This window comes from Nonomuraea sp. NPDC001636 (assembly GCF_040298265.1).
Lineage (GTDB): Bacteria > Actinomycetota > Actinomycetes > Streptosporangiales > Streptosporangiaceae > Nonomuraea.
Map to the genome: position 1 here is coordinate 163,721 of NZ_JBEOZT010000023.1, position 22,847 is coordinate 186,567.

The following is a 22,847-nucleotide window of genomic DNA, read 5'->3' on the forward strand; positions in this document are numbered from 1 at the left end:
GCTAGAGCGGCAGGTGGGCTGACAGGTCGGCGCGGGAGCCGCTGGCCGCGACCGAGCCCCTGGCCATGGCCTCGTCCCAGGTCAGCCGGCCGAGCGCGAGCTCCAGCCAGGTGCGGGCGTCGGTCTCCACCACGTTCGGCGGCGTGCCGCGGGTGTGGCGGGGGCCGGGGACGGCCTGGACGGCCGCGTAGGGCGGCACGCGCACCTCGACCGTGCGGCCGGGAGCCGCGGCGGCCAGCTTCTCCAGCAGGTGGCGCACCGCCTGCCTGGCCGCGTCGCGCTCGGGGGCGAGCCCGCGGTCGTAGGCGGTGAGCACCGCGGCGACCAGGGCGTCGGGCAGGGCAGAGGCGGGGCCGTCGTAGGGCGGTTCGTCGAGGGCGACGAGCTGGCCGTCGAGGGCCGCGCGCAGCTTCTCCGGGTCCATCTTGCGTGGTGGCACGGGTCCATTGTCTCGCGGCAAGCGTTCATCGGGACGGAGGTCGTCGTTCACCCCGGGTTTCGTTGACGACCGTAGCGTCCCCGCCGTACAACCGCGCACATATCTGGAGGACCTGTGGCGAACCCTGAGGCGGGGCGGCTGCTGCCGCTGCTTTCCACCCCGCACAAAGGTGGCCGATCCGCTCTGACCTGTCAGTTCCGTTGCGGGAACGCGTGCGCGCACGACGTGGCCAACACGACGGGCAACGCCTACTTCGGCGACGTGGTGAAGGAGGCGCTGACGCGCCGCGGCGTGCTGCGCGCGGGCGCGCTCGGCGCGCTGGCGGCGGGCGTGGGCGTGGCGGGCGCGGTCCCGGCGTTCGCCGACGAGCCGGCGGCCGAGACCGCCGACGCGCCGGTCGCGGTGGGCGGACGCGGCCCGGGTGAGATCGCCTTCACCCCGGTGCCGCCGAACAAGGACGACGCGCTGCGCATCCCCGACGGCTACAACTCCTCCGTGGTCGTGCGCTGGGGCGACCCGGTGCTGCCCGACGCGCCGGCCTTCGACTTCGACAACCAGACGGCCGACGCCCAGAACAAGCAGTTCGGCTACAACTGCGACTACGTGACATTCTTCCCGATGGGCCACAACCGCGGCCTGCTGTGGGTGAACCACGAGTACACCGACGAGAACCTGATGTTCCGCGGGTACACGGGCGGCGCGGCCGCGACCGAGGAGCAGATCAAGATCGCGCTGGCCGCGCACGGCGGCTCGGTCGTGGAGATCGAGCGGGCGCACGGCACCGGCGAGTGGAGGCTCACCACCAAGGGCCGCCGCCGCTACAACCGGCGCGTCACCGCGCAGACGCCGATGCGCTTCTCCGGCCCCGCCGCCGGTCACGCCCTGCTCAGGACGGCCGCCGACCCCAAGGGCCTGGCGCCGGTCGGCATGCTGAACAACTGCTCGGGCGGCTCCACCCCGTGGGGCACGGTCCTGACCGCCGAGGAGAACTTCGACCAGTACTTCGTCAACGGCGACAAGGTCCCCGAGGCGCAGCGGCCCTACATCTCGCGTTACACGATCACGACGGGCACCCCGGCGAGCAGCCGCCGTTTCGACCGGGTCGAGGAGCGCTTCGACCTGGCCAAGCACCCGAACGAGGCCAACAGGTTCGGGTGGATCGTGGAGATCGACCCGTTCGACCCCGACTCCACGCCGATCAAGCGCACCGCGCTCGGCCGGTTCAAGCACGAGGCCGCCAACACCACCCTGGCCGCGGACGGCCGTCTGGTCGTCTACATGGGTGACGACTCGCGCTTCGAGTACATCTACAAGTTCGTCTCCAAGAACCGGTACATCCCTGGCTTCGACCGTCACAACCGCACCCTGCTGGACGAGGGCACCCTGTACGTCGCCAAGTTCACCGGCGACAGCCCGGCCGCCGAGATCGACGGCTCCGGCAAGCTGCCCTCCGACGGGCTGTTCGACGGCTCGGGCCAGTGGATCCCGCTGGTGTCGGGCGACAGGTCGTACGTGGACGGCATGACCGCCGCCGAGGTGCTGGTCCACACCCGTACGGCGGCCGACAAGGTCGGCGCGACCAAGATGGACCGTCCGGAGGACATGGAGCGCAACCCGGTCACCGGCGGCGTCTACGTGGCCCTGACCAACAACTCCAACCGCACCGCCGCCCAGGTGGACGAGGCCAACCCGCGCCCGTCCAACAAGCACGGTCACGTCCTGGAGGTGGCCGAGCGGCGCAACGACGCGGGCGAGACCACCTTCGCCTGGTCGCTCCCGCTCGTCTGCGGCGACCCGAACGACCCCGCGACCTACTTCGCCGGCTTCGACAAGACCAAGGTCTCGCCGATCTCGTGCCCGGACAACGTGACGTTCGACGCCGACGGCAACCTGTGGATCGCCACCGACGGCAACCAGCTCGGCAGCAACGACGGCCTGTTCGTCATGCCGGTGCGCGGCTCCGACCGCGGCCACCTGCGCCAGTTCCTCACGGTCCCGCTCGGCGCGGAGACCTGCGGCCCGCTGGTCACCCAGGACCAGAAGAGCGTGTTCGTGGCCGTGCAGCACCCGGGCGAGATCGACGGCGCGACCCCGGACAACCCGGCCAGCCGCTGGCCCGACGGCGACCAGCCGCGCCCGTCGGTGGCGGTGGTCTGGCACGGCAGGGGCAGGAAGATCGGCAGCTGACCCCCGGCTGGTCCCGGCGAAAACCAGTTGACCTCAAGTTAACTTGAGGAAATAGTCTCCCGTGCATGAGCATGGAAGTGACCGCCTGGCATCAGCTTTACTCGTTGAACAACCGGCCGGAGCGTCGCCCGCTGAACAGGGCGACGCTTCGGCGTATCGGCGGGTTCGCCCGTCCCCATCGTCGCAGGATCGTGCTGTTCCTGGTGCTCAGCGTGGTGCTGGCGGGTTTGGCCGTGGTGTCGCCGCTGCTCGCGGGGCGGGTGGTCGACGCGATCTTCAACGGTGAGCCGCTCGGCGTGGTGGTCGTGGTCGCCTTGCTGATAGCGGGCCTGGCGCTCGCCGAGGCGGGGCTCGGCCTGCTGAACCGCTGGCAGTCGGCCACCATCGGCGAAGGGCTGATCCTCGACCTGCGCACGGCGGTCTTCGACCATGTGCAGCGGATGCCGGTCGCGTTCTTCATGCGGACGCGCACCGGGGCGCTGGTGAGCCGGTTGAACAACGACGTGATCGGCGCGCAGCGGGCCTTCACCGACACCTTGTCCAGCGTGGCGGGCAACCTGGTGCAGCTCGTGCTGACGCTCACCGTGATGATCGGCATCTCGTGGCAGATCACGCTGCTCGCGCTGCTGCTCCTGCCGGTGTTCGTGCTGCCCGCGCGCCGGATGGGCGTCAGGATCGCGCGGCTGCGGCGCGAGGCCGCCGACCACAACGCCGCCATGGGCACCCAGATGACCGAGCGGTTCTCCGCGCCGGGCGCGACGCTGGTGAAGCTGTTCGGCCGTCCGGCGCGCGAGTCCGCCGAGTTCGCCGCGCGGGCGCGGCGGGTTCGCGACATCGGCGTGCGCTCGGCCATGAACCAGTCGGTGTTCGTCACGGCCCTGACCCTGGTCTCGGCGCTCGCGCTGGCCCTCGTCTACGGCCTCGGCGGCTTCTACGCCCTGCGCGACCAGCTCGAACCCGGCGCCGTGGTGTCGCTGGCCCTGCTGCTGACCCGCCTCTACGCGCCACTCACCGCCCTGGCCAGCGCCCGGGTGGACGTGATGAGCGCCCTGGTCAGCTTCGAGCGCGTCTTCGAGGTGCTCGACCTCAAGCCGCTGATCCAGGAGCGCGCGGACGCCCGCGACGTCCCCGAGGGCCCGGTCGCGGTCGAGTTCGACGACGTGCGCTTCGCCTACCCCGCCGCCGACAAGGTGTCGCTGGCCTCGCTGGAGGAGGTCGCCACGCTGGACTCGCGGGGCGGCGAGGAGGTGCTGCACGGCATCTCGTTCACGGCCCTGCCGGGCCAGATGGTGGCGCTGGTGGGCTCGTCGGGGGCCGGCAAGTCCACGATCGCCCAGCTGCTGCCCAGGCTGTACGACGTCGACTCCGGCGCGGTCCGCCTCGGCGGCGTGGACGTACGGGACCTGACCTTCGACGCCATCCGCGACACCCTCGGCATGGTCACCCAGGACGGCCACCTCTTCCACGACACGATCAGGGAGAACCTGCTGCTGGCCAGGCCGGCGGCGAGCGAGGAGGAGATCTGGGACGCCCTGTCCAGGGCCCGGCTGCGGACGCTGATCGAGTCGCTGCCCGACGGCCTGGACACGGTGGTCGGCGAGCGCGGCTACCGGCTGTCCGGCGGCGAGCGCCAGCGGCTCACGATCGCCCGGCTCCTGCTGGCCAGGCCGCGCGTGGTGATCCTGGACGAGGCCACCGCCGCGCTCGACTCCACCTCCGAGGCGGCCGTGCAGGAGGCCCTGGGGGAGGCGCTGGCGGGCCGGACCGCCGTGGTGATCGCGCACCGGCTGTCGACCGTGCGGGCGGCCGACCAGATCCTGGTGATCGAGGACGGCCGCGTGGCCGAGCGGGGCACGCACGCCGAACTGCTGGCCATGGGCGGCCGCTACGAGGAGCTGTACCGCACTCAGTTCGACGAGCCGACGGTCGCCGGGGCGGTGGCCTGAGGCTCGTCCGTCCCCGGCGGGCGGCGGGACGGGCGCAGCGCGTACAGGCCGAGCGGGACGGCGGCCAGCACGATCACCGCCGCGATGACCAGCGTGAACTGGTAGGCGTCGAGGAAGGCGGCCAGCGGGGGCCGGTCGCTCCCGCTCTGGCGGGAGCTGAGGATCGCGCCCAGCACGGTGATGCCGAGCAGGCCGAACACCTCGCGCGAGACGTTCAGCACGCCTGAGGCCACGCCCGCCCGGTCCTTGGGCAGGCCGCCGAGGATCGCCGAGGTCAGCGGCACCAGCAGGCCGCCGCCGAGGCCGTAGAGCAGGAACCAGGGGGCGACGTCGGCGTAGTCGCCGTCGGCCCCGACGCCGGAGATCAGGTAGATCGCCGCGCCCATGAGCGCCATGCCGAGCGCCACCGTGCGGCCGGTGCCGAGCCGCGCGGAGATCCGCTGCGACGTGATGGCGACGACCGCCATGACCAGGGCCATCGGCACGAACGCCAGGCCGGCCTGCGTGGGGGAGAAGCCGAGCACGTTCTGCAGCCACAGGGCGCTGAAGAAGTAGATGCCGAACACGCCGAACGACCAGATGCCCATGGTCAGCGCGCCGCCGCTGAACACCCGCGAGCGGAAGAGCGACAGGTCGATCATCGGGCGCTCGGACTGCGTCTCGACCAGCGCGAACGCCACGGCGGCCGCCGCCGCGAGCCCGAACGCGGCCAGGATCTCGGCCGACGTCCATCCGGCGCGGTCGCCCTCGATGAGCGCGTAGGTGAGGGAGACCAGCGCGAGCGCCGAGGTGGCCAGGCCGGGCAGGTCGAGCCGGTGCCGGCGGCGGGTGAAGTCGGGCCGGACCGCCCACAGGGCCAGGCCGAGGGTGGCGATCCCGATCGGCACGTTGATCAGGTAGATCCAGCCCCAGTGCAGGTGCTCGCTGATGAAACCGCCGGCCGCCGGGCCGAGCGCCATGGACAGCGCCCCCGACGCGCTCCAGATGCCCACGGCCCTGCCGCGCTCGGCGGGCTCGGGGAAGATCTGGCTGATCAGGGTGAGCGACGTGGGCGTGAGCAGCGCCGCCCCCACGCCCTGGACGGCCCGCGCCGCGATCAATGCGCCGCCCGAGGTGGCCAGCCCGGCGCCCAGCGAGGCCGCGGTGAAGACGGAGAGCCCGGCCAGGAACACCACGCGGGCCCCGAACAGGTCCGCGAGCCGGCCGCCGACCAGCATGAGCCCGGCGAAGACCAGGATGTACGAGCTCACGATCCACTCCAGCCCGGAGATGGTCAGCCCGAGCTCCCGCTGGATCGTCGGCAACGCGACGTTCCCCACGTTGTTGTCGAGATAGGTCATGAAGGTGCCCAGTGTCACGGCACCCAGCGCCCACCATCGCATGTCCACAACCTCCTATACGCCGTACTTGTACGTCGTACAGTTGAACTTGTACGGCGTATAGTTGTCAACCGTGATGGGAAAACTGGACGCGCGGACCATCGCCGAGCGGGCGCTGGAGATCGGCGACACCGAGGGGCTCGACGCCGTGACGATCCGCCGGCTGGCCACCGACCTGGGCGTCACGCCGATGGCCCTCTACTGGCACTTCAAGAACAAGGACCAGCTCCTGGTCGGCATGGCCGACCACCTGATCGGCGGCTTCGTGCCGGAGCCGGCCGACGAGCGGCCCTGGCTGGAGCAGCTCCGCGGCCTGACCCATGGGCTCATCAGGACCCTGCGCATCCATCCCTGCGCCAAGAACGTCATCGAGCAGATCGACCCGATCTCCGTCCCCAACTTCCTGGTCGTCTGGGACAAGGCGCTGGGCCTGGCCCGTACGGCCGGGTTCGACGTGGAGGAGAGCTGCCTGATCACCAAGTACCTGCTGCAGAGCGCCCTGTCGATCGCCGACGCGCCCGTGCACTTCAAGGCCGGCCGGACCGGCGAGGAGATCGCCGAGATGGTCAGGGTCAAGCGGGCCGGCCTCCAGTCGCTGCCGCCCGAGACGTACCCGTACCTGGTCGAGATGGCCTCACCGCTGGTCGCGGGCGCCGACCCGGCCTTCTACGACTCCTTCGGCGTCGATCTCGTGCTGCGCGGCATCGAGGCGCTGGCCGCCGAGCGTTAGGGTCGGGATCATGCCTTTCGAGCTGGTCTGCGAGATCGAACCGCCCACCAAGCCCGATCTGAAGCGCGTACGCCACCAGATCGGCACGCTCAGCCAGATCGCCCATTCCTTCCTGATCCCCGACAACCACATCGGCCGGGCCACCGTGTCCAGCGTGGCCGTGGCCCACGAGGTCGAGGCGATGGGCGGGCGCAGCATCGCCTGTCTCAACTCCCGCGACCGCAACCTGCTCGGCTTCCACCGCGACCTGCTGACGGCCGCGGCGTACGGCGTCGACCAGTTCCTGTTCGTCCACGGCGACAAGCCCGCCAGCGGCAGCCGGACCAGCGACCTGACGGTCCGCTCGATGATCGAGGAGGCCAGGGGCTTCTCACCGGCCTTCCGCGTCGGCGCGGCGGCCGGGCTGCGCCCGCTGCCCGCCTGGAAGCGCGCGGCCGACTTCCTGTTCGCCCAGGTCAGCTTCTCGGTCGAGGCGCAGGTCCGGTGGCGCGAGGCCAACCAGGTCGACGTGCCGGTCTACGCGGGCGTCATGGTGCTGGCCAGCGAGCGCCACGCCCGTACGCTGGCCGCCGCCATCCCCGACATCGCCCTGCCCGGCGAGCTGGTCGAGCGGGTGGCCGCCGACCGCATGGCGGGCGTCGAGGCGGCCTGCGAGCAGGTGTTCGCGCTGCGCGACTCGGGCGCGTTCGACGGTGTGCACCTCGTCCCGGTCTCGCGCTACCGCGACGTGGAGTCCAGGCTCGCCGGAGCCCTCTGAGACCGGGCGAGCGCGGCCAGCACCGCGCCGGCCAGCGCCACGGCGAACAGCACCGCGTACGCCCGCTGGAAGCCGTCCATGAGCTGCCCGACGGCCACCGGGGAGAGCGTGGACAGCGTGCCCGCGTACACCTGGGCGCGCAGCGCCGGGCCCACGGAGCTGGTCACGACGCTGAGCGACAGGCCCACGCTGATCACGATGCCGACGTTCATGATCATGACGCGGAAGCCGTTGACCACGCCCAGGCTGCCGCTCGGCAGGGCGGCCATGACCTGGGTGGTGTTGCCGGTCAGGAACGTCCCGCTGCCGCAGCCGGCCACGAACAGGGCGATCCCCGTCACCCAGTACGGCGTCGCCGGGTCGGCCGTCAGCATGAGCGTGCCCAGGCCGAGCGCGCTCATCGCCGCGCCGCCGATCGACAGCCCGTACGGCGAGACCCGCGGCCCGAGCAGGCCCGCGATCGGCGAGGCCAGCCCGATGCCCACCGGCACCGGCAGCACGCTCAGCCCGGCCGAGAACGCGTCGAGCCCGCGCGCCGCCTGGAAGTAGAGCGCGACCACCAGGATCAGCGCGGACCGCGCGAGCGCGTTGCAGAAGGAGGCCAGGTTCGCGTAGGCCAGCAGCCGGCCGCCGAACAGTCGCAGGTCCAGCACCGGGTTCGACGAGCGCCGCTCGGCCAGCACGATCAGCGGCACCAGCAGCACGAACAGCGCCGCCCCCGTCAGGGCGACCGGGCTGGTCAGGCCGCCCGACCCGGCCTCGTTGACCGCCAGCAGCACGGCCGACAGCGCGGCGAACACCAGCACGTTGCCGAGCGCGTCCACCGGCTGCCTGGGCCTCTTCGGCATCTTGCGTAAGATCACCGCGCCCCAGCCGAGCGCGATCAGCCCGGCGGGCACGTTCACCCAGAAGATCCACTGCCAGCCGGCGGTCTCGGCGATCAGGCCGCCGAGCGTCGGACCGGCGAGCTGGGCCACCGACAGCGTGCCGATGTAGACGCCCATGCCCTGGCTGAGCCGTTCGGGCGGGAACGCGTCGGTGATGATCACCGTGCCGTTGGCCAGGATCATGGCCGAGCCGATCGCCTGGAGCACGCGCATGCCGACCAGGAACCAGACGTCCGGTGACAGCCCGGCCAGCAGCGAGGCCACGGTGAACAGGGCGAAGCCCGCCAGGTACACCTCGCGCCTGCCGAGCAGGTCGGCGACCCGGCCGAAGAACACCAGGCTCGCGGTGTTGACCAGCAGGAACGCCAGCAGGATCCATCCCGACTGCGTCGCGTCGGCGTGGAAGTGCCGCACGACGGTCGGCAGCGCGACGTTGAGCGTGCTGCCGGCGATGCCGATGAGGACGAGGCCCAGGCTGGTGACCGAGCACACGCGCCAGGCGTAGCGCATGCGGGTGCCGGCTTCGGGGGTGACCGCGACCATGCCTCCCACTATGACGTACGTCGTACGTCCGTTTTGTACCAGGGGTCACCTGGCTCGCCTGCGTAACCCCTCGACGTCGTGGATGACCACCCGTCGCCGGCCGGTCTCGATGAGCCCGCGGTCGCGCAGGGTCCGCAGCGCCTTGCTGACCGCCTCCCGCGAGGAGCCCGTCCAGCCGGCCAGCTCGTCCTGGCTGAGCGGCAGGGCCACGCGCACGCCGGTGCTGGTGCGCTCGCCGTACCGGTCGGCCAGTTCGAGCAGCCGGGTCGCCACCCGGCCGGTGGTGTCGAACGCGCCGTACTCGACCCGCTTGCGGTCGGCGTCGCGCAGCCGGCCGACGAGGAGCTGCAGGAGCAGGACGGCGATGCGGCCGTGCGCGGCCAGGAAACCGCTGAAGTCGCGGACCACGATGCCCTCGATCGGCTCCAGCGCGGTCACGGTGGCCGAGCGCGGCGAGCCGTCCACGGCCGACATGTCGCCCAGCAGCGCCCCCGGGCCGCGGACCGCGAGGACCACCTCGGTGCCACTGCTCGTGTGCGAGGACACCTTCACCCGGCCCTGCGTCAGCACGAGCACCCAGTCGGCCGCGTCGCCCTCGGTGATCACCGTCGTGCCGCGGTCCCATCGGCGCGGGCGCCCGGCGGCTCGCAGCGCCTCGATCTCCTCGGCGGTGAGCAGGGAAAGGAACTCGCCGGGCTCTGGATCCATGCGCCGATTATGTACGTACGACTATTGCCGTTCTATGGCATTCCAGTCAGAACGTACGCGGCCACGAGCTCTTCCCTGCCCTTCAGGCTGAGCCGGCCGAGGGCGTTCACCGAGGCGTCGCGGCCGAGCTGCCTGAGGGTCGTCTCGCCGATCACCACCGTCCCCGGCTCGGCCAGGGCCTGGAGCCTGGCGGCCACGTTGACGCAGTCGCCCATCGCGTTGAAGCCGCGTAACTCGGGGCTGCCGATGTTGCCGACCAGCGCGGGGCCGGTGTTGACGCCCACCCGGAAGTTCGGCCACTCCACCTCGCCGACGCGTTTCCAGGCCATCTCCTCGGCCACCTCGGCCGCGGCCCGCTGCATCTCCAGCGCGGCCCGGCAGGCCGCCCTGGCGTGACCGGCCTGCGGGGCGGGCGCGTTGAACAGGGCCAGCATCGCGTCGCCGACGAACTGCACGATCGTGCCGCCGTTGTTCAGCACGCAGGGGACGGCGGCCGTGTGGTAGCGGTTGAGCATCTCGACGATCTCGCCGGGCGCGACCTGCTCGGAGAACGAGGTGAACCCCTTGAGGTCGGCGAAGAGCGCGGTCAGCTCCCGCAGCTCGCCGCCGAGCGCCGCCCGCGCCGGGTCGGCGAGCAGGGCGTTGGCCACGTCGGGCGACATGTACTGGCGGAAGAGGGTGTCCAGCTCCTGGTAGAGGCGGGCGTTCTCCAGCGAGATGGACAACTGGCCGGCGAGCGTGGCGGCCAGCGCCTCGTCGTGGCCGCCGCGGCCCACCGGCACCTCCAGCACGCCGGCGAGGTGGCCCCTGACCGTGAGCGGGTAGGCCAGCCGGTGGTCGCGGCGGATCGGGCCGTCGCCCTCGAACTCGTACGCGCGCGAGCCGATCTGGGTCTTGCCCTCCGACACCAGGGCGATCTTGACGTCTCCGTACGCCTGCCTGACCCGGTCGAGCGCGGTGGTCAGCAGCTCGCCCTCCGGCAGGCCCACACGGGTCTGCGCGCTCACCGCCACCAGCGCGGCCAGCCGCTCCGACAGCTCCCGCTCGTGGGCCAGCGCCGTCCCGGCCCGGTCGAGCACGGCGGTCTGGCTCTCGTTCAGCCGGAACTTGCCCGACAACCGGGCCGCGGCCAGCGGCTCGCCCCGGCGTACGTGCTCGACCAGCTCCTCCAGGGCCTGGTCGTAGTCCTGCTGGAGACGGGCGACGGTCGCCGCCAGCGTCACCGAGTCGAACAGCCCCGCGCTCGACCCCTCGCGCCGGAACTGCAGGTAGGCGCTGTAGGCGACGAACACGAAGGCGAGGGTGAGCAGCGCGTGCCACTCCCACCACGTCAGGTGCCAGTTGAGCTGCGACATCCCGGCGACCATCGCCTCGGCCAGCAGCGCGTACGCGGTGATCAGGCTGACCAGCATGGCCGAGGGGCGGCGGCGGTGGAGCAGGAACATCAGCACGCCGGCCGCGCCGTACAGCAGGACGCCGGGGATCGAGGCCGCGCCCAGCCAGCTCACCGGCGCGACCGGCGGCGGCTGACTGAGCTCGGTCAGCTCGGGCACCAGCGAGACCAGCGCCCACAGCAGCATGAACCCGAACAACACCGCCCGGACGAAGTGCTGCCCCGCGAGCACGCTCCTGGCCGCCCGCTCGCCCAGCGGCAGGGCCGAGGCGAACGCGAACATCGAGGCGATCGTGAGCCCCACCTGCTGCCCCAGGTCGAAGCCCAGCGAGCCGGTCGGCAGGATGATCCCCGGCGTGGCCAGGCCGTGCAGGAGGAAGAAGCCCGCGCTGCTGAGGAACACCATGGAGACCAGGAACAGGCGGGCGTCCTGACGGCGGCGCGCGGCCTCGGTGATCAGCCCGCCGAGCGCCACGTTGATCCCGGCCAACGCGATGATCATCCAGAAGTGGCTCGCGTTGTGCTGCCAGACGACGTTGAGGTGGGGCTGCGAGAGCAGCAACCAGAGCCCCAGCAGGGGAAGGGCGAGGTGGATGACCCAGACCACGCCTCGGACGGGCTGCGTGGCCGGCGGCAGGTAGGTGCTGGGCACAGACCCGATTATGCACGCGGGGTCGCCGCCGCCAATGCGTCCTTTTACCCACTGCGACGGCGACAGTCGGTCAATCCGGTCAGTAACCCTCCGTTTCGTGACAAATACGTTATGTAGTTTCTGCCAACCTTTGGAACGGTTGAAACGTGAATCTCATGCATCACATGAGCATCACTTGTTTCCTGGAAGGAAAGCCGTGGCTATCAACGTTCGCGGTGGGCGTACGCTCACCCTCGCCACTGTCGGAGCGCTCGCCGCCTCGCTCCTCGCCGTCGGTGGCGTGGCCACCGCCTCGTCGGCGGCGAGCGAGGTGTACGCCTGCGTGCACAAGAAGACGCGGTACGTCCGCATCGTCAACCCGACCACGCCGTGCCGCAAGACCGAAGAGCGCATCGTGATCGGCGGCAGCACGACGCAGCTGAACGGCGGCACGTCCGGCCCCAAGGGCGACCAGGGCCCCCAGGGCCCCCAGGGCAAGCAGGGCCCGCAGGGCGAGACGGGCCCGGTGGGCCCCCAGGGCAAGCCCGGCCTCCCCGGCAAGGACGGCAAGGACGGCCTCCCGGGCAAGAACGGCCAGGACGGCAAGGACGGCGAGCGCGGCCCGGCGGGCCCCCAGGGCCCGAAGGGCGACGACGGCAAGCAGGGCCTCCCCGGCAAGGACGGCAAGGACGGCCTCCCGGGCAAGAACGGCCAGGACGGCAAGGACGGCAAGGACGGCCTCCCCGGCAAGAACGGCCAGGACGGCAAGCCCGGCCTTCCCGGCAAGGACGGCAAGGACGGCGAGCGTGGCCCGGCGGGCCCCCAGGGTCCGCAGGGCCCCAAGGGTGAGCCCGGCAAGGACGGCGCCGGCGCCGCGTACGCCACCTACACCAACAGCGTGTCCATCAGCGGCCTCGGCTCGGAGACCGCCACCTGCAACAACGGCGGCACCCCCACCGGCGGCGGCTTCTCCTTCAGCACCCTGAAGAACGCCGAAGTCATGGGCAGCTACCCCGGCGCCAACGGCTGGACGGTCACCGTCGCCAAGGACGACAACGGCGGCGGCAACAACCTCACCGCCGACACGCAGAGCACCCAGACCCACGGCGGCGGCAACGGCACCAGCGTCTCCGGCAAGGTGTACGTCGTCTGCATCAAGAAGGTCTGACGACCAAGAAGGTCTGACGACTTCAAGGGTCTGACGACAAAGAAGGTCTGACAACGCCGAAAGGGCCGGTGCGGGATCACCCGCACCGGCCCTTTCAGTTCGACGTCAGCCGAACAGCGCCGGCAGCGTCGCCGAGTGGGTCTCGCGGAGTTCCTCGACCCCCACCTCGAACACGCCCTCGACCACCAGCGACGCACCGCCGGTGACCCCGAGCCCGTAGCACGGCACCTCGTGCCGCCCGCACAGCGCCGCGAACTCCTCGAACGCCTCCGGCCGCACCGCGACCAGGGCCCGCGCCGCCGACTCGCTGAACAGGTCGGTGAACGGCTCGCCGCTCAGTGCCACCGTGGCCCCGATGCCGCGGGTCAGGCACGACTCGGCCAGCGCCACGGCCAGCCCGCCGTCGGACAGGTCGTGCGACCCCTCCAGCAGCCCGCGGGCAGCGGCCTCGACCAGCACGGTCGCCAGCGCCTGCTCGGCCTCCAGGTCGGCGTGCGGCGGCAGGCCGCCCAGGTGGCGGTGGGCCACGTGCGCCCACTCGGAGCCGCCGAACTCCTCGGCGGTGTCGCCGAGCAGCACCACCCGCAGCCCCTCGGCGGTGAACCCGGACGGCACCCGCTTGGCCACGTCGTCGATGACGCCGAGCACGCCCACGACCGGCGTGGGGTTGATGGCCGTCGAGCCCGTCTGGTTGTAGAAGGAGACGTTCCCGCCGGTCACCGGCACGCCGAGGGTGCGGCAGGCGTCGGCGAGCCCGCGTACGGCCTCGGCGAACTGCCACATCACCTCGGGGTCCTCCGGCGAGCCGAAGTTGAGGCAGTTGGTGACGGCGAGCGGCTTGGCGCCGGTCACGGCCACGTTCCGGTACGCCTCGGCCAGCGCCAGCTGCGCCCCCGCGTAGGGGTCGAGCTTGGCGTACCGGCCGTTGCCGTCGGTGGACAGCGCGATGCCCCGCGTCGTCGGCTCGGCTCCGGCGATGGCCTCGGAGATGCGCAGCATCCCGGCGTCGGCGGGCTGGGCCAGCACGGTGTTGGAGCGGACATAGCGGTCGTACTGGGAGGTCACCCACTCCTTGGAGGCCAGGTTGGGCGAGCCGAGGAGCTGCAGCAGGGTGGCCCGCAGGTCGTCGGGGCGCGCCAGCCGGTCGGGGGTGTCGGCGTTGAGCGCGCCCTGCCCGGCCGGCTCGTGGTAGGGACGCTCGTAGACCGGGCCCTCGTCGGCCGCGGTGCCCGGCGGGATGTCCACGATGACCTCGCCGTCCCAGGTCATGACCAGGCGGCCGGTGTCGGTGACCTCGCCGATGACGGTGGCCGGGACGTCCCACTTGGCGCAGATCGCCATGAACGCGGGGATGTCGTCGGGCCGGACCACGGCCATCATCCGCTCCTGGGACTCGCTCATCAGGATCTCCTCGGGCTTGAGCGAGGAGTCGCGGAGCGGGACCAGGTTGAGGTCGACCTTCATGCCGCCGGTGCCCTTGGCGGCCAGCTCGGTCGTGGCACAGGAGACGCCGGCCGCACCGAGGTCCTGGATGCCGACGACCACGTCGGCCGCGTAGAGCTCCAGGCAGCACTCGATGAGCAGCTTCTCCATGAACGGGTCGCCCACCTGCACGGCGGGCCGCTTGGCCTGCGACTCGTCCTCGAACGTCGCCGACGCCAGCACGGACGCGCCGCCGATGCCGTCGGGACCCGTGGACGCGCCGAACAGCACGACCTGGTTGCCCGGCCCCGGCGCGGTGGCCAGCTTGATCTGGTCTTTGCGCAGCAGGCCGACGCACAGCGCGTTGACCAGGGGGTTGCCGATGTAGCAGGGGTCGAAGACGACCTCGCCGCCGATGTTGGGCAGGCCCAGGCAGTTGCCGTAGTGGCTGATGCCCTCGACCACGCCGGGCAGCACCCGCCGGGTGTCCACGGCGTCGGCGCCGCCGAAGCGCAGCGCGTCCATGACGGCGATCGGGCGGGCGCCCATCGACATGATGTCGCGCACGATCCCGCCGACGCCGGTGGCGGCGCCCTGGTGCGGCTCGACGTAGGACGGGTGGTTGTGCGACTCGATCTTGAACGTGGCCGCCCAGCCGTCGCCGATGTCGACGACGCCCGCGTTCTCGCCCATGCCCACGAGCAGCGCCTCGGACTTGGGCGCTTTGGTGGCGAACTGCCGCAGATGCACCTTGGACGACTTGTACGAGCAGTGCTCGGACCACATGACGCTGTAGATGGCCAGCTCGGAGCCGGTGGGACGGCGGCCCAGGATCTGCTTGACCCGGTCGTACTCGTCCTGCTTCATCCCCAGCTCGGCGAAGGGCATCGGCTCGTCGGGGGTCTCGGCGGCCCGCTTGACGTTGTCGGTGCTCATGCGTTCACCAAATTCTTCAGGATGGACGTGAAGAAGCCGAGCCCGTCGGTGCTCGGCGCGCCGACCAGCTCCTCCACGGCGTGCTCGGGGTGCGGCATGAGGCCGACCACGTTGCCCGCCTCGTTGCGGATGCCGGCGATGTCGTTGAGCGAGCCGTTGGGGTTGCCCCCGGCGTAACGCACGACGACGTGGCCGCCGGACTCCAGCTCGGCCAGCGTCTCCTCCGAGGCGACGTAACGGCCCTCGCCGTGCTTGACCGGCAGCACGATCTCCTGGCCGCGCTCGAAGGAGCCGGTCCAGGCGGTGGCGGTCTGCTCCACCGTGAGCCGCTGGTCGCGGCAGACGTAGTGGAGCGAGGCGTTGCGGGTGAGCGCGCCGGGCAGCAGGTGGGCCTCGCAGAGGATCTGGAAGCCGTTGCAGGTGCCGATGACCGGCAGACCGGCCTTGGCGGCCGGGACGAGCTCGTCCATCAGCGGGGCGAACTTGGAGATCGCGCCGCAACGCAGGTAGTCGCCGTAGGAGAAGCCGCCGGGCAGGAAGACGGCGTCGACTCCCTTCAGGTCGTGGTCGGCGTGCCACAGCGGGACCGCCTGCGCGCCCACGAGGCGCACGGCTCTGGCGGCGTCCTGGTCGTCGAGAGTTCCTGGAAACGTGACTACGCCCACACGGGCAGCGCTCATGACAGTCGTCCCCTCCGAGGAATGCGCACGCGCGTGCCACCGTCTCTTTGGGGGCGGACGGCGGTCTACGGCGGTGTACTCAGATTATCGGGTGCGCGGCTGTGTTCCGGGCAGCGGGTCAGGCCGCGATCGGACAGCGGCCGGACAGCGGTCTAGACGGCGGCCAGCTCGCGGTGACGGGCGCCCTCGGCCTCGTCGTCCCAGGCGAGCGTCTTGCGCAGGTGGACCGTGGTGCCACGGCCGGGCGTGGTGCCGAAGGAGATCTCGTCCACCACGGACCGCATGATGAGCAGGCCGCGGCCGTTCTCGGTGTCGGGCGGAGGGAAGTGCAGCGGCATCGACGGGAGGCCGTCGCCGTTGTCGGCGACGCGCACGTCGCAGCGGCCGTAGCCGATCGACGCCGAGACCTCGTAACGGTTGGCGGGGCCGCCGTGTCGCACCGCGTTGGAGCACGCCTCGGAGACGGCGAGCAGCATGTCGGCGATGCAGGTCTCACTCACGTTGAGTGAGCGCATCGCGTCACCAAGCACTCGCCTGACCATCGGTATGCCGATCGCATCCCGAGGCAGCGCCAACGAGAACTCAATATCCACCGGACTCCTCCGGGCTCCGGAATGTCACCTGGAGTAGGTTTCCCTGTGAAATCGGGGCTAACCGCAAAATCACGTTGTTGTTATTTAGTGTTGGCACGCCCGTGGCATTGTGGCATGCCCGAACGCGACTTTAACTCACCAGGGGTAAAACCAGGCATCAAATGTGCCTTCTACCCCTCAACCCGGACGCTGTAGTCCTCGATCACGGTGTTGGCCAGGAGTGTCTCGGCCATCTTCCGTACCTCGTCGAGGGCCGCCTCGTCGGCCGGGCCCTCCAGCTCGACCTCGAACCGCTTGCCCTGACGGACGGCCGAGACGCCGGAGAAACCGAGCCTGGGCAGCGCCCTGGCGATGGCCTGGCCCTGCGGGTCGAGGATCTCGGGCTTGAGCATGACGTCGACGATGACGCGCGCCACTACGTTCCTCCTGGGTGGAGTGGGTGCTTGGGAAAGCAAGCCTACCGGCGCGCATGGCCGTCAACACAACGGGAACGGGGAGGACATGGGGCTTGCGCGGAGGGCTGTGACGTCTGCCACGATGTCCCCAAACGCGTATGAACCACCACCACATGGTTCGCACGCACACACGGCTGGCCTCAGGTGGCGACCCCATCGACACCGGCCCCGATCGCACAGGAGCGGCACGTGACAGTCGACGCCTCTCGTGGTGCCGAAGCACCCCCTGAGCTCGTGCAGTTGCTCACCCCCGAGGGAGTGAGGGTCGAGCATCCCGACTACGACATAGACCTGACGCCCGAAGAGGTCAGGTCGCTCTACCGCGACCTGGTGCTCGTCCGGCGCATCGACCTGGAGGCCGTGGCGCTGCAACGTCAGGGCGAGCTGGGCATCTGGGCCTCGCTGCTCGGCCAGGAGGCCGCCCAGATCGGCTCGGGCCGCGCGCTCACCGACTCCGACATGGCCTTCCCCACCTACCGCGAGCACGGCGTCGCCTGGTGTCGCGACGTCGACCCGGTGAAGCTGCTCGGCCTGTTCAGGGGCGTCAACCACGGGGGCTGGGACCCCGAGGAGCACAACTTCCACCTGTACACGATCGTGATCGGCAGCCAGACCCTGCACGCGGTCGGCTACGCCATGGGCATCCAGCGCGACGACGCCTCCGCCGCCACGATCGTCTACTTCGGTGACGGCGCCACCAGCCAGGGCGACGTGAACGAGTCGTTCATCTGGGCCAGCGTGTTCAACGCGCCCGTCGTCTTCTTCTGCCAGAACAACCAGTGGGCCATCTCCGAGCCGCTGGAGAAGCAGAGCCGCATCCCCCTCTACCGCCGGGCCTCAGGCTTCGGCTTCCCCGGCATCAGGGTCGACGGCAACGACGTGTTCGCCTGCCTCGCGGTGACCAGGAAGGCGCTCGAAGCCGCCCGTACGGGCCAGGGGCCGACGCTGATCGAGGCGTTCACGTACCGGATGGGCGCCCACACCACGACCGACGACCCGACCCGCTACCGGGTCGCCAGCGAGCTGGAGGCGTGGAAGCTGAAGGACCCGATCGAGCGGGTCAAGTCGTACCTGTTCCGCAACGAGCTGGCCGACCAGGGCTTCTTCGACGCCGTGACCGCCGAGGCCGACCAGCTCGGCGCCGACCTGCGCAGACGGTGCCTGGCGATGCCCGACCCCGAGCCGCTCGATATCTTCGACCACGTCTATCGCGAGCCCCACGCGCTCATCGACGGGGAGCGCGCTCAGTTCGCCGCCTACTTGGAGGGCTTCGAGAAATGACGGTGTTGAGCCTGTCCAAGGCGCTTAACGAGGGCATGCGCCGCGCCATGGAGGACGACCCCAAGGTCCTCATCATGGGCGAGGACGTCGGCAAGCTCGGCGGCGTCTTCCGCGTCACCGACGGCCTGCAGAAGGACTTCGGCGAAGACCGGGTCATCGACACGCCGCTCGCCGAGTCCGGCATCATCGGCACCGCGATCGGCCTGGCGCTGCGGGGCTACCGGCCGGTGTGCGAGATCCAGTTCGACGGGTTCGTGTTCCCGGCGGCCGACCAGATCATCACGCAGCTCGCCAAGATGCCGATGCGCTCGCTCGGCGCGATCAAGCTGCCCGTCGTCGTGCGCATCCCGTGCGGCGGCGGCATCGGCGCGGTCGAGCACCACAGCGAGTCGCCCGAGGCGTACTTCGCGCACACGGCCGGCCTGCGCGTGGTGGCCTGCTCCAACCCGGCCGACGCCTACACCATGATCCAGCAGGCCATCCGGAGCGACGACCCGGTCATCTTCTTCGAGCCCAAGCGCCGCTACTGGGAGAAGGCCGACATCGACACGGCCGCCACCGACTGGTGGACGCCGTTCGACAAGGCCGCGGTCGTACGGCCCGGCTCCGACGTCACGCTGCTGGCCTACGGCCCGATGGTCAAGACTTGCCTGGAGGCCGCCGCGGCCGCCGAGGACGACGGCCGCTCGCTGGAGGTGATCGACCTGCGCTCGCTCAACCCGCTGGACGAGCCGCTGGTCATGGAGTCCGTCCGCCGCACCGGCCGGGTGGTCGTGGTCCACGAGGCGCCCGTCTACAGCGGCTTCGGCGCCGAGCTGGCGGCCCGGATCACCGAGCAGTGCTTCTACCACCTGGAGTCGCCCGTCCTGCGGGTCGGCGGCTTCTCCACCCCCTACCCGCCGTCGAAGCTCGAAGAGCACTACCTGCCCGACCTGGACCGGGTGCTGCACGCCGTCGACCGCGCCTTCGGGTTCTGAAAGGGGGACGCGTTTCCATGCGACGCGAGTTCAAGCTTCCCGACGTCGGGGAGGGGCTGACCGAGGCCGAGATCGTCCGCTGGCACGTGCGGCCGGGCGACGAGGTCAAGGTCAACCAGATCGTGGTGGAGATCGAGACCGCCAAGTCCATCGTCGAGCTGCCGATCCCCTGGGACGGCGTGGTCGCGGGCGTGTTGGTCGAGGAGGGCCGCACGGTCGACGTCGGCACGCCGATCGTCGCCGTGGACACCGGCGGCGAGGCGGGCGGCGCCGACCATGGCCCAGCTGACCAGGGCCGCGCAGACCAGGGCCGCAAGGCGCTGGCCGACGACATGGTCCCCAACCCGCCGGAGGAGGGCGCGGTCGAGCCCGGCGCCCACGGCAGCCCCGCGCCCAAGGAGGAGCGGCAGGCGGTCCTGGTGGGCTACGGGGTCAAGACCGGCGCCTCCAAGCGCCGTCCCCGCAAGCAGCAGGCGGAGCCGATCCCGGCCGCGCCGGTGGCCAACCCGGCTCGCGTGGAGGTGCCCGGCCCGGCCCCGACGGCCCGCCCGGCCGAGGCGGCCGGGCCTCCGCCCGTCGTCGCGGCCGTCGGTCCCGGCCGCGTGGCCGTGCTGGCCAAGCCGCCGGTCCGCAAGCTGGCCAAGGACCTGGGCGTCGACCTTGCCACGCTCACCGGCACCGGCCCTCAGGGCTCCATCACCCGCGACGACGTGCACGCCGCCGCGCAGGGCGGTCTCCAGGCGGCGCCCGAGCCCGTCCGGCAGGCCGAGCCCCAGCGGCGGGAGGAGCGCGTCCCCGTCAAGGGCGTGCGCAAGATGACCGCCCAGGCGATGGTGGCCAGCGCCTTCACGGCCCCGCACGTCACCGAGTTCCTCCAGGTGGACGTGACGGAGACCATGGAGGCGGTCCGGCGGCTGCGGGCCCTGCCCGACTTCGCCGAGGTCAAGGTCTCCCCGCTGCTGCTGGTCTGCCGGGCCCTGCTCACCGGGGTCAGGCGCTACCCGATGATCAACTCGTCCTGGGACGAGGCGGCCCAGGAGATCGTGGTCAAGCACTACGTGAACCTGGGCATCGCCGCCGCCACCCCGCGCGGCCTCGTCGTGCCCAACATCAAGGACGCCCACGCCCTCCCGCTCCCCGAGCTGGCCAGGCAGCTGGGCGCGCTGGCGGAGACGGCCAGGGCGGGCCGCACCCAGCCGGCCGAGATGGCGGGCGGCACGATCACCATCACCAACGTGGGCGTGTTCGGCGTCGACGCCGGCACCCCCATCCTCAACCCGGGCGAGTCGGCCATCCTGGCCTTCGGCCAGGTCAGGGACATGCCGTGGGTGGTGGACGGCGAGCTGGCGGTGCGCAAGGTGACCACCCTCGCGCTCAGCTTCGACCACCGGATCGTCGACGGCGAGCTGGGCTCGATGTTCCTGCGCGACGTCGGCGCGATGCTGGAGGACCCGCTCCGGATGCTCGCCTGGAGCTGAAACCGGGCTGAATCGGGCTGAATCGGGCTGAATCCGGGCTGGAACCGGGCTTGTGCCGGGCGGCGACCGCCGGGAGGACCCCTCTCCCCGGCGGTCACCGCAGGCTCGGCCAGGGCGCCTTCTTGTCCCGCGCGCGGGGGCCGTACGACTCCAGCCACACGGGCGCGCCCACGACATGAGAGACCGCTGCGGGCCAGTCTGATACACCCTCCTCGTAGATCGGCGTCGCCCGCAGCAGCCGGGCCGTACGGTCCGGCTCGGCGAACGTGACGGGCCGGTCGTAGCGCACGCACATGCGGGTGACGTCCGCGTCGAGGTGGGTGAGCGCGAGGCCGTCCACGCCGCCGGCCGCCTCGGCCGCGTACCGGTGGGCGACCGCGTCGAAGTGCCCGCGGCGGAAGGCCCCCTGCCACGGCCCGGTCACGTTGTGCGGCTCGGGCAGCTCCAGGCCGGGGTCCTCGGTCACCAGCGGGCCGGGGCCGTGCCGGGTGGTGTAGGTCCGCAGCACGCCGAGCCGCGCCGCCCCGGCCCCGTCCAGCAGCTCCAGCGCGTTGGCGAAGGTCGTCGTGCTCCACGTCGTGTACGGGTCGAACCCCTGCCGCTCGTCCAGCAGCACGCCCTGCGCGCCCTCGAACACCACCGGCCCCCGCCTGACCAGCCCGGCGGTGTACGAGGAGTCCACCAGCCGCACCCGTTCGGCGAACGCCCGGTAGACGGCCACGCAGTCGGCCACCGGCGGCCCCTCGACCCCCAGCGCCTCCCGCAGCGCCTCCCGCAGCACGGTCAGTTTCCGGGTCAGCTCGCGCGGCGGGTCGCCCGCCCGGGGCGCCAGCGCGCCGTGCTCCAAGTGGTACGCCATCGTCTCCCCGACGCCCATCCCGCAGGACCCGTGCCGCGCCTCCCCGCGCGCCAGCTCCCGCCTGCGCCCGGCCTCGACGTGGTACGGCGTCGCCAGCAGGCAGTCCCGGTCCACCGTGAGCAGCCCGAAGGGGTCGGGCACGCCGAGCCGGGCCAGGTGCTCCGCCTCGGCCGACAATGCCAGCGGATCGACCACCACGAATCGCGAGAGATGCGTGCGAACCCCGCGGAACGTCCCGGCGCCGAACTGGGCGAACGTGTGGTGCCGCCCGTCGTCCAGGACGACGTTGTGCCCCGCCTGTGCGCCCCCGTTGAACCGGACCACGGCGTGGACGGGCAGCGTGGCGCACGCCCAGTCCACGACCGTGCCCTTGCCGGCGTCGCCGTACCCGAGGTCGACGACGACGAGGTGCTCGTTCACGGCCGGAGCCCGCCCAGCCCGCCGCCGAGTCCGGTGTCGAGTCCGCTGTCGAGCCCGTCGAGCGGATCGCCGGTGACCACGGTGCCGCGGTCGAGCCTGGCCAGGGCCCGCGACACCGACGCGCCGGCCGTCGAGCCCAGCTCGGCCAGGTCCTCAAGGCCCTCGTCCAGGCCGATCGCGTCCTCGCCGAGCCCGACGGTGAGCGCGATCGTCTCGCACACGGCGTCGAGGTCGTCCAGCTCCAGCACGTTCTGGCCGAGCAGGCGGCGCCAGGAGTCCAGCACCTCGGGGTCGCCGGCGTAGCTGGCCCCCTGCGGGAGGATGAAGTAGACGTCGTACTTGCGGGTCAGCTCGGCCACGACGTCGTCCACCGCGAGGGGTGCGGTCAGCCGGTCGCCGACCAGGTCCTTGACGTGGTTCCTGGACACCCGCTGGTAGGGCATCTCGTCGCCGATGACGAACAGGTAGCCGCGCTTGCCGCGCTTCTCGTGGCAGTCGATCGAGGTGTGCCTGGCCATGAAGTACATGGCCAGCTCGTAGGACTCGCGCTTCTGCCCGCCGCCGCCGCCCTCCAGCAGGATCAGGCCGAGCTGGTCGTCCATGCGGTTGTCGGACTCGAACTGGCCGACCTGCAGCGGCGCCCGGTCGCAGGTGGCGTCGCCGATCGCGCCGAACATGATCTGCGGGTCGGTGGCGTACCCCTTGCGCAGCAGCAGCCCGAGCAGGTCGGGCAGGCGGGTCTGCAGCGTGCGGGGGACCGCGCGCATCGAGCCGGTCACGTCGAAGAGCACGGCGATGGCCAGCGAGTCGGGGTGCTCGGCCGAGTCGCGGCTCTCCCGCGTCACGCCGAAGGGGTCGAGGTCGGGGTGGACGCGCCGGGCTCCGCCGTCGCTGTAGGCGAAGGCGCTGGAGCCGGTGGCCGCGCGGTAGCGCGCGGCGGAGTCGTAGACGTTCGTGGACCAGATTCCGCTGCCCATG

General features: G+C 71.4%; 19 protein-coding genes. 8 read left to right on the plus strand and 11 right to left on the minus strand.

Going from position 1 to position 22,847, the window contains the following annotated elements; all coding sequences use genetic code 11:
• Position 1: 1 nt before the first annotated feature.
• Positions 2–424, minus strand: coding sequence for a sterol carrier family protein (locus ABT158_RS35330; protein WP_352361113.1), 423 nt, complete (start codon positions 422–424; stop codon positions 2–4).
• Positions 425–553: 129 nt separating this feature from the next.
• On the opposite strand from ABT158_RS35330, the gene ABT158_RS35335 reads away from it, so the two are divergent.
• Positions 554–2,626, plus strand: a complete 2,073-nt coding sequence (locus ABT158_RS35335; protein ID WP_352361033.1) for a PhoX family protein — start codon at positions 554–556, stop codon at positions 2,624–2,626.
• Between the two features lie 65 nt (positions 2,627–2,691).
• The gene (locus tag ABT158_RS35340) at positions 2,692–4,572 is read left to right on the plus strand and encodes an ABC transporter ATP-binding protein (protein ID WP_352361035.1); all 1,881 of its coding nucleotides are present in this window, start codon (positions 2,692–2,694) and stop codon (positions 4,570–4,572) included.
• On the opposite strand, the gene ABT158_RS35345 is transcribed toward ABT158_RS35340, so the two are convergent.
• On the minus strand, positions 4,533–5,954 hold the full coding sequence (locus ABT158_RS35345) for an MFS transporter (protein ID WP_352361037.1): 1,422 nt from the start codon (positions 5,952–5,954) through the stop codon (positions 4,533–4,535). The two genes, ABT158_RS35340 and ABT158_RS35345, sit on opposite strands and share 40 nt — an antisense overlap.
• Before the next feature lie 73 nt (positions 5,955–6,027).
• Between ABT158_RS35345 and ABT158_RS35350 the strand changes: the two genes are divergently transcribed.
• Together ABT158_RS35350 and ABT158_RS35355 are read left to right on the plus strand one after the other, a co-directional pair.
• Positions 6,028–6,681, plus strand: coding sequence for a TetR/AcrR family transcriptional regulator (locus ABT158_RS35350; RefSeq protein WP_352361115.1), 654 nt, complete (start codon positions 6,028–6,030; stop codon positions 6,679–6,681).
• Between the two features lie 10 nt (positions 6,682–6,691).
• Positions 6,692–7,438, plus strand: a complete 747-nt coding sequence (locus ABT158_RS35355) for a methylenetetrahydrofolate reductase (RefSeq protein ID WP_352361039.1) — start codon at positions 6,692–6,694, stop codon at positions 7,436–7,438.
• Here ABT158_RS35355 and ABT158_RS35360 read toward each other — a convergent pair.
• Genes ABT158_RS35360 through ABT158_RS35370 form a run of 3 tightly spaced genes read right to left on the minus strand, consistent with a single transcriptional unit; the run spans position 7,399 to position 11,621 of the window.
• Entirely contained in the window at positions 7,399–8,868 is a 1,470-nt protein-coding gene (locus tag ABT158_RS35360; RefSeq protein ID WP_352361041.1) for an MFS transporter, read from the minus strand. The two genes, ABT158_RS35355 and ABT158_RS35360, sit on opposite strands and share 40 nt — an antisense overlap.
• 45 nt (positions 8,869–8,913) lie before the next feature.
• Positions 8,914–9,576 carry a Crp/Fnr family transcriptional regulator gene (locus ABT158_RS35365; RefSeq protein ID WP_352361043.1) on the minus strand — a complete coding sequence of 221 codons (663 nt, stop codon included), beginning with the start codon at positions 9,574–9,576 and terminating at the stop codon, positions 8,914–8,916.
• 32 nt (positions 9,577–9,608) lie between these two features.
• Positions 9,609–11,621: an adenylate/guanylate cyclase domain-containing protein gene (locus ABT158_RS35370; RefSeq protein ID WP_352361045.1), complete on the minus strand. Its 2,013-nt coding sequence runs from the start codon at positions 11,619–11,621 to the stop codon at positions 9,609–9,611.
• 196 nt (positions 11,622–11,817) lie between these two features.
• On the opposite strand from ABT158_RS35370, the gene ABT158_RS35375 reads away from it, so the two are divergent.
• Positions 11,818–12,768 carry a collagen-like domain-containing protein gene (locus tag ABT158_RS35375; protein ID WP_352361047.1) on the plus strand — a complete coding sequence of 317 codons (951 nt, stop codon included), beginning with the start codon at positions 11,818–11,820 and terminating at the stop codon, positions 12,766–12,768.
• Positions 12,769–12,873: 105 nt separating this feature from the next.
• Here ABT158_RS35375 and purL read toward each other — a convergent pair whose 3' ends face one another.
• The 4 genes from purL to purS form a co-directional block, all read right to left on the minus strand.
• Positions 12,874–15,126: a phosphoribosylformylglycinamidine synthase subunit PurL gene (purL, locus tag ABT158_RS35380; protein ID WP_352361049.1), complete on the minus strand. Its 2,253-nt coding sequence runs from the start codon at positions 15,124–15,126 to the stop codon at positions 12,874–12,876.
• Entirely contained in the window at positions 15,123–15,806 is a 684-nt protein-coding gene (gene purQ / locus ABT158_RS35385; protein ID WP_352361051.1) for a phosphoribosylformylglycinamidine synthase subunit PurQ, read from the minus strand. Before purQ ends, purL begins: the two co-directional genes overlap by 4 nt.
• Before the next feature lie 152 nt (positions 15,807–15,958).
• Positions 15,959–16,348, minus strand: a complete 390-nt coding sequence (locus tag ABT158_RS35390; RefSeq protein ID WP_352361053.1) for an ATP-binding protein — start codon at positions 16,346–16,348, stop codon at positions 15,959–15,961.
• A 221-nt stretch (positions 16,349–16,569) separates the two neighbouring features.
• A complete protein-coding gene (gene purS, locus ABT158_RS35395) occupies positions 16,570–16,815 on the minus strand; it encodes a phosphoribosylformylglycinamidine synthase subunit PurS (protein WP_352320496.1) in 246 nt (81 codons plus the stop codon).
• 228 nt (positions 16,816–17,043) lie between these two features.
• Here purS and pdhA point away from each other — a divergent pair, with 228 nt between their 5' ends.
• The 3 genes from pdhA to ABT158_RS35410 are packed head-to-tail and all read left to right on the plus strand — an operon-like array spanning position 17,044 to position 20,590.
• A complete protein-coding gene (gene pdhA / locus ABT158_RS35400; protein ID WP_352361056.1) occupies positions 17,044–18,135 on the plus strand; it encodes a pyruvate dehydrogenase (acetyl-transferring) E1 component subunit alpha in 1,092 nt (363 codons plus the stop codon).
• Positions 18,132–19,112: an alpha-ketoacid dehydrogenase subunit beta gene (locus tag ABT158_RS35405; RefSeq protein ID WP_352361058.1), complete on the plus strand. Its 981-nt coding sequence runs from the start codon at positions 18,132–18,134 to the stop codon at positions 19,110–19,112. Before pdhA ends, ABT158_RS35405 begins: the two co-directional genes overlap by 4 nt.
• A 17-nt stretch (positions 19,113–19,129) precedes the next feature.
• Positions 19,130–20,590, plus strand: a complete 1,461-nt coding sequence (locus ABT158_RS35410; protein WP_352361060.1) for a dihydrolipoamide acetyltransferase family protein — start codon at positions 19,130–19,132, stop codon at positions 20,588–20,590.
• A gap of 94 nt (positions 20,591–20,684) precedes the next feature.
• On the opposite strand, the gene ABT158_RS35415 is transcribed toward ABT158_RS35410, so the two are convergent.
• Together ABT158_RS35415 and ABT158_RS35420 are read right to left on the minus strand one after the other, a co-directional pair.
• Complete coding sequence (locus ABT158_RS35415) at positions 20,685–21,869, minus strand: adenylosuccinate synthetase (protein ID WP_352361062.1); 1,185 nt, start codon at positions 21,867–21,869, stop codon at positions 20,685–20,687.
• Positions 21,866–22,846, minus strand: coding sequence for a hypothetical protein (locus tag ABT158_RS35420; protein WP_352361064.1), 981 nt, complete (start codon positions 22,844–22,846; stop codon positions 21,866–21,868). The genes ABT158_RS35415 and ABT158_RS35420 overlap by 4 nt, the downstream gene beginning before the upstream one ends.
• Position 22,847: the final 1 nt, after the last annotated feature.

Bases quoted from the DNA above. Each gene is read 5' to 3' on its own strand.
- ABT158_RS35330 (WP_352361113.1), bottom strand. From the start codon at position 424: ATGGACCCGGAGAAGCTGCGCGCGGCCCTCGACGGCCAGCTCGTCGCC.
- ABT158_RS35340 (WP_352361035.1), top strand. From the start codon at position 2,692: ATGAGCATGGAAGTGACCGCCTGGCATCAGCTTTACTCGTTGAACAAC.
- ABT158_RS35345 (WP_352361037.1), bottom strand. From the start codon at position 5,954: ATGCGATGGTGGGCGCTGGGTGCCGTGACACTGGGCACCTTCATGACC.
- ABT158_RS35350 (WP_352361115.1), top strand. From the start codon at position 6,028: ATGGGAAAACTGGACGCGCGGACCATCGCCGAGCGGGCGCTGGAGATC.
- ABT158_RS35355 (WP_352361039.1), top strand. From the start codon at position 6,692: ATGCCTTTCGAGCTGGTCTGCGAGATCGAACCGCCCACCAAGCCCGAT.
- ABT158_RS35360 (WP_352361041.1), bottom strand. From the start codon at position 8,868: ATGGTCGCGGTCACCCCCGAAGCCGGCACCCGCATGCGCTACGCCTGG.
- ABT158_RS35365 (WP_352361043.1), bottom strand. From the start codon at position 9,576: ATGGATCCAGAGCCCGGCGAGTTCCTTTCCCTGCTCACCGCCGAGGAG.
- purL (WP_352361049.1), bottom strand. From the start codon at position 15,126: ATGAGCACCGACAACGTCAAGCGGGCCGCCGAGACCCCCGACGAGCCG.
- purQ (WP_352361051.1), bottom strand. From the start codon at position 15,806: ATGAGCGCTGCCCGTGTGGGCGTAGTCACGTTTCCAGGAACTCTCGAC.
- ABT158_RS35390 (WP_352361053.1), bottom strand. From the start codon at position 16,348: ATGGTCAGGCGAGTGCTTGGTGACGCGATGCGCTCACTCAACGTGAGT.
- ABT158_RS35405 (WP_352361058.1), top strand. From the start codon at position 18,132: ATGACGGTGTTGAGCCTGTCCAAGGCGCTTAACGAGGGCATGCGCCGC.
- ABT158_RS35410 (WP_352361060.1), top strand. From the start codon at position 19,130: ATGCGACGCGAGTTCAAGCTTCCCGACGTCGGGGAGGGGCTGACCGAG.
- ABT158_RS35420 (WP_352361064.1), bottom strand. From the start codon at position 22,846: ATGGGCAGCGGAATCTGGTCCACGAACGTCTACGACTCCGCCGCGCGC.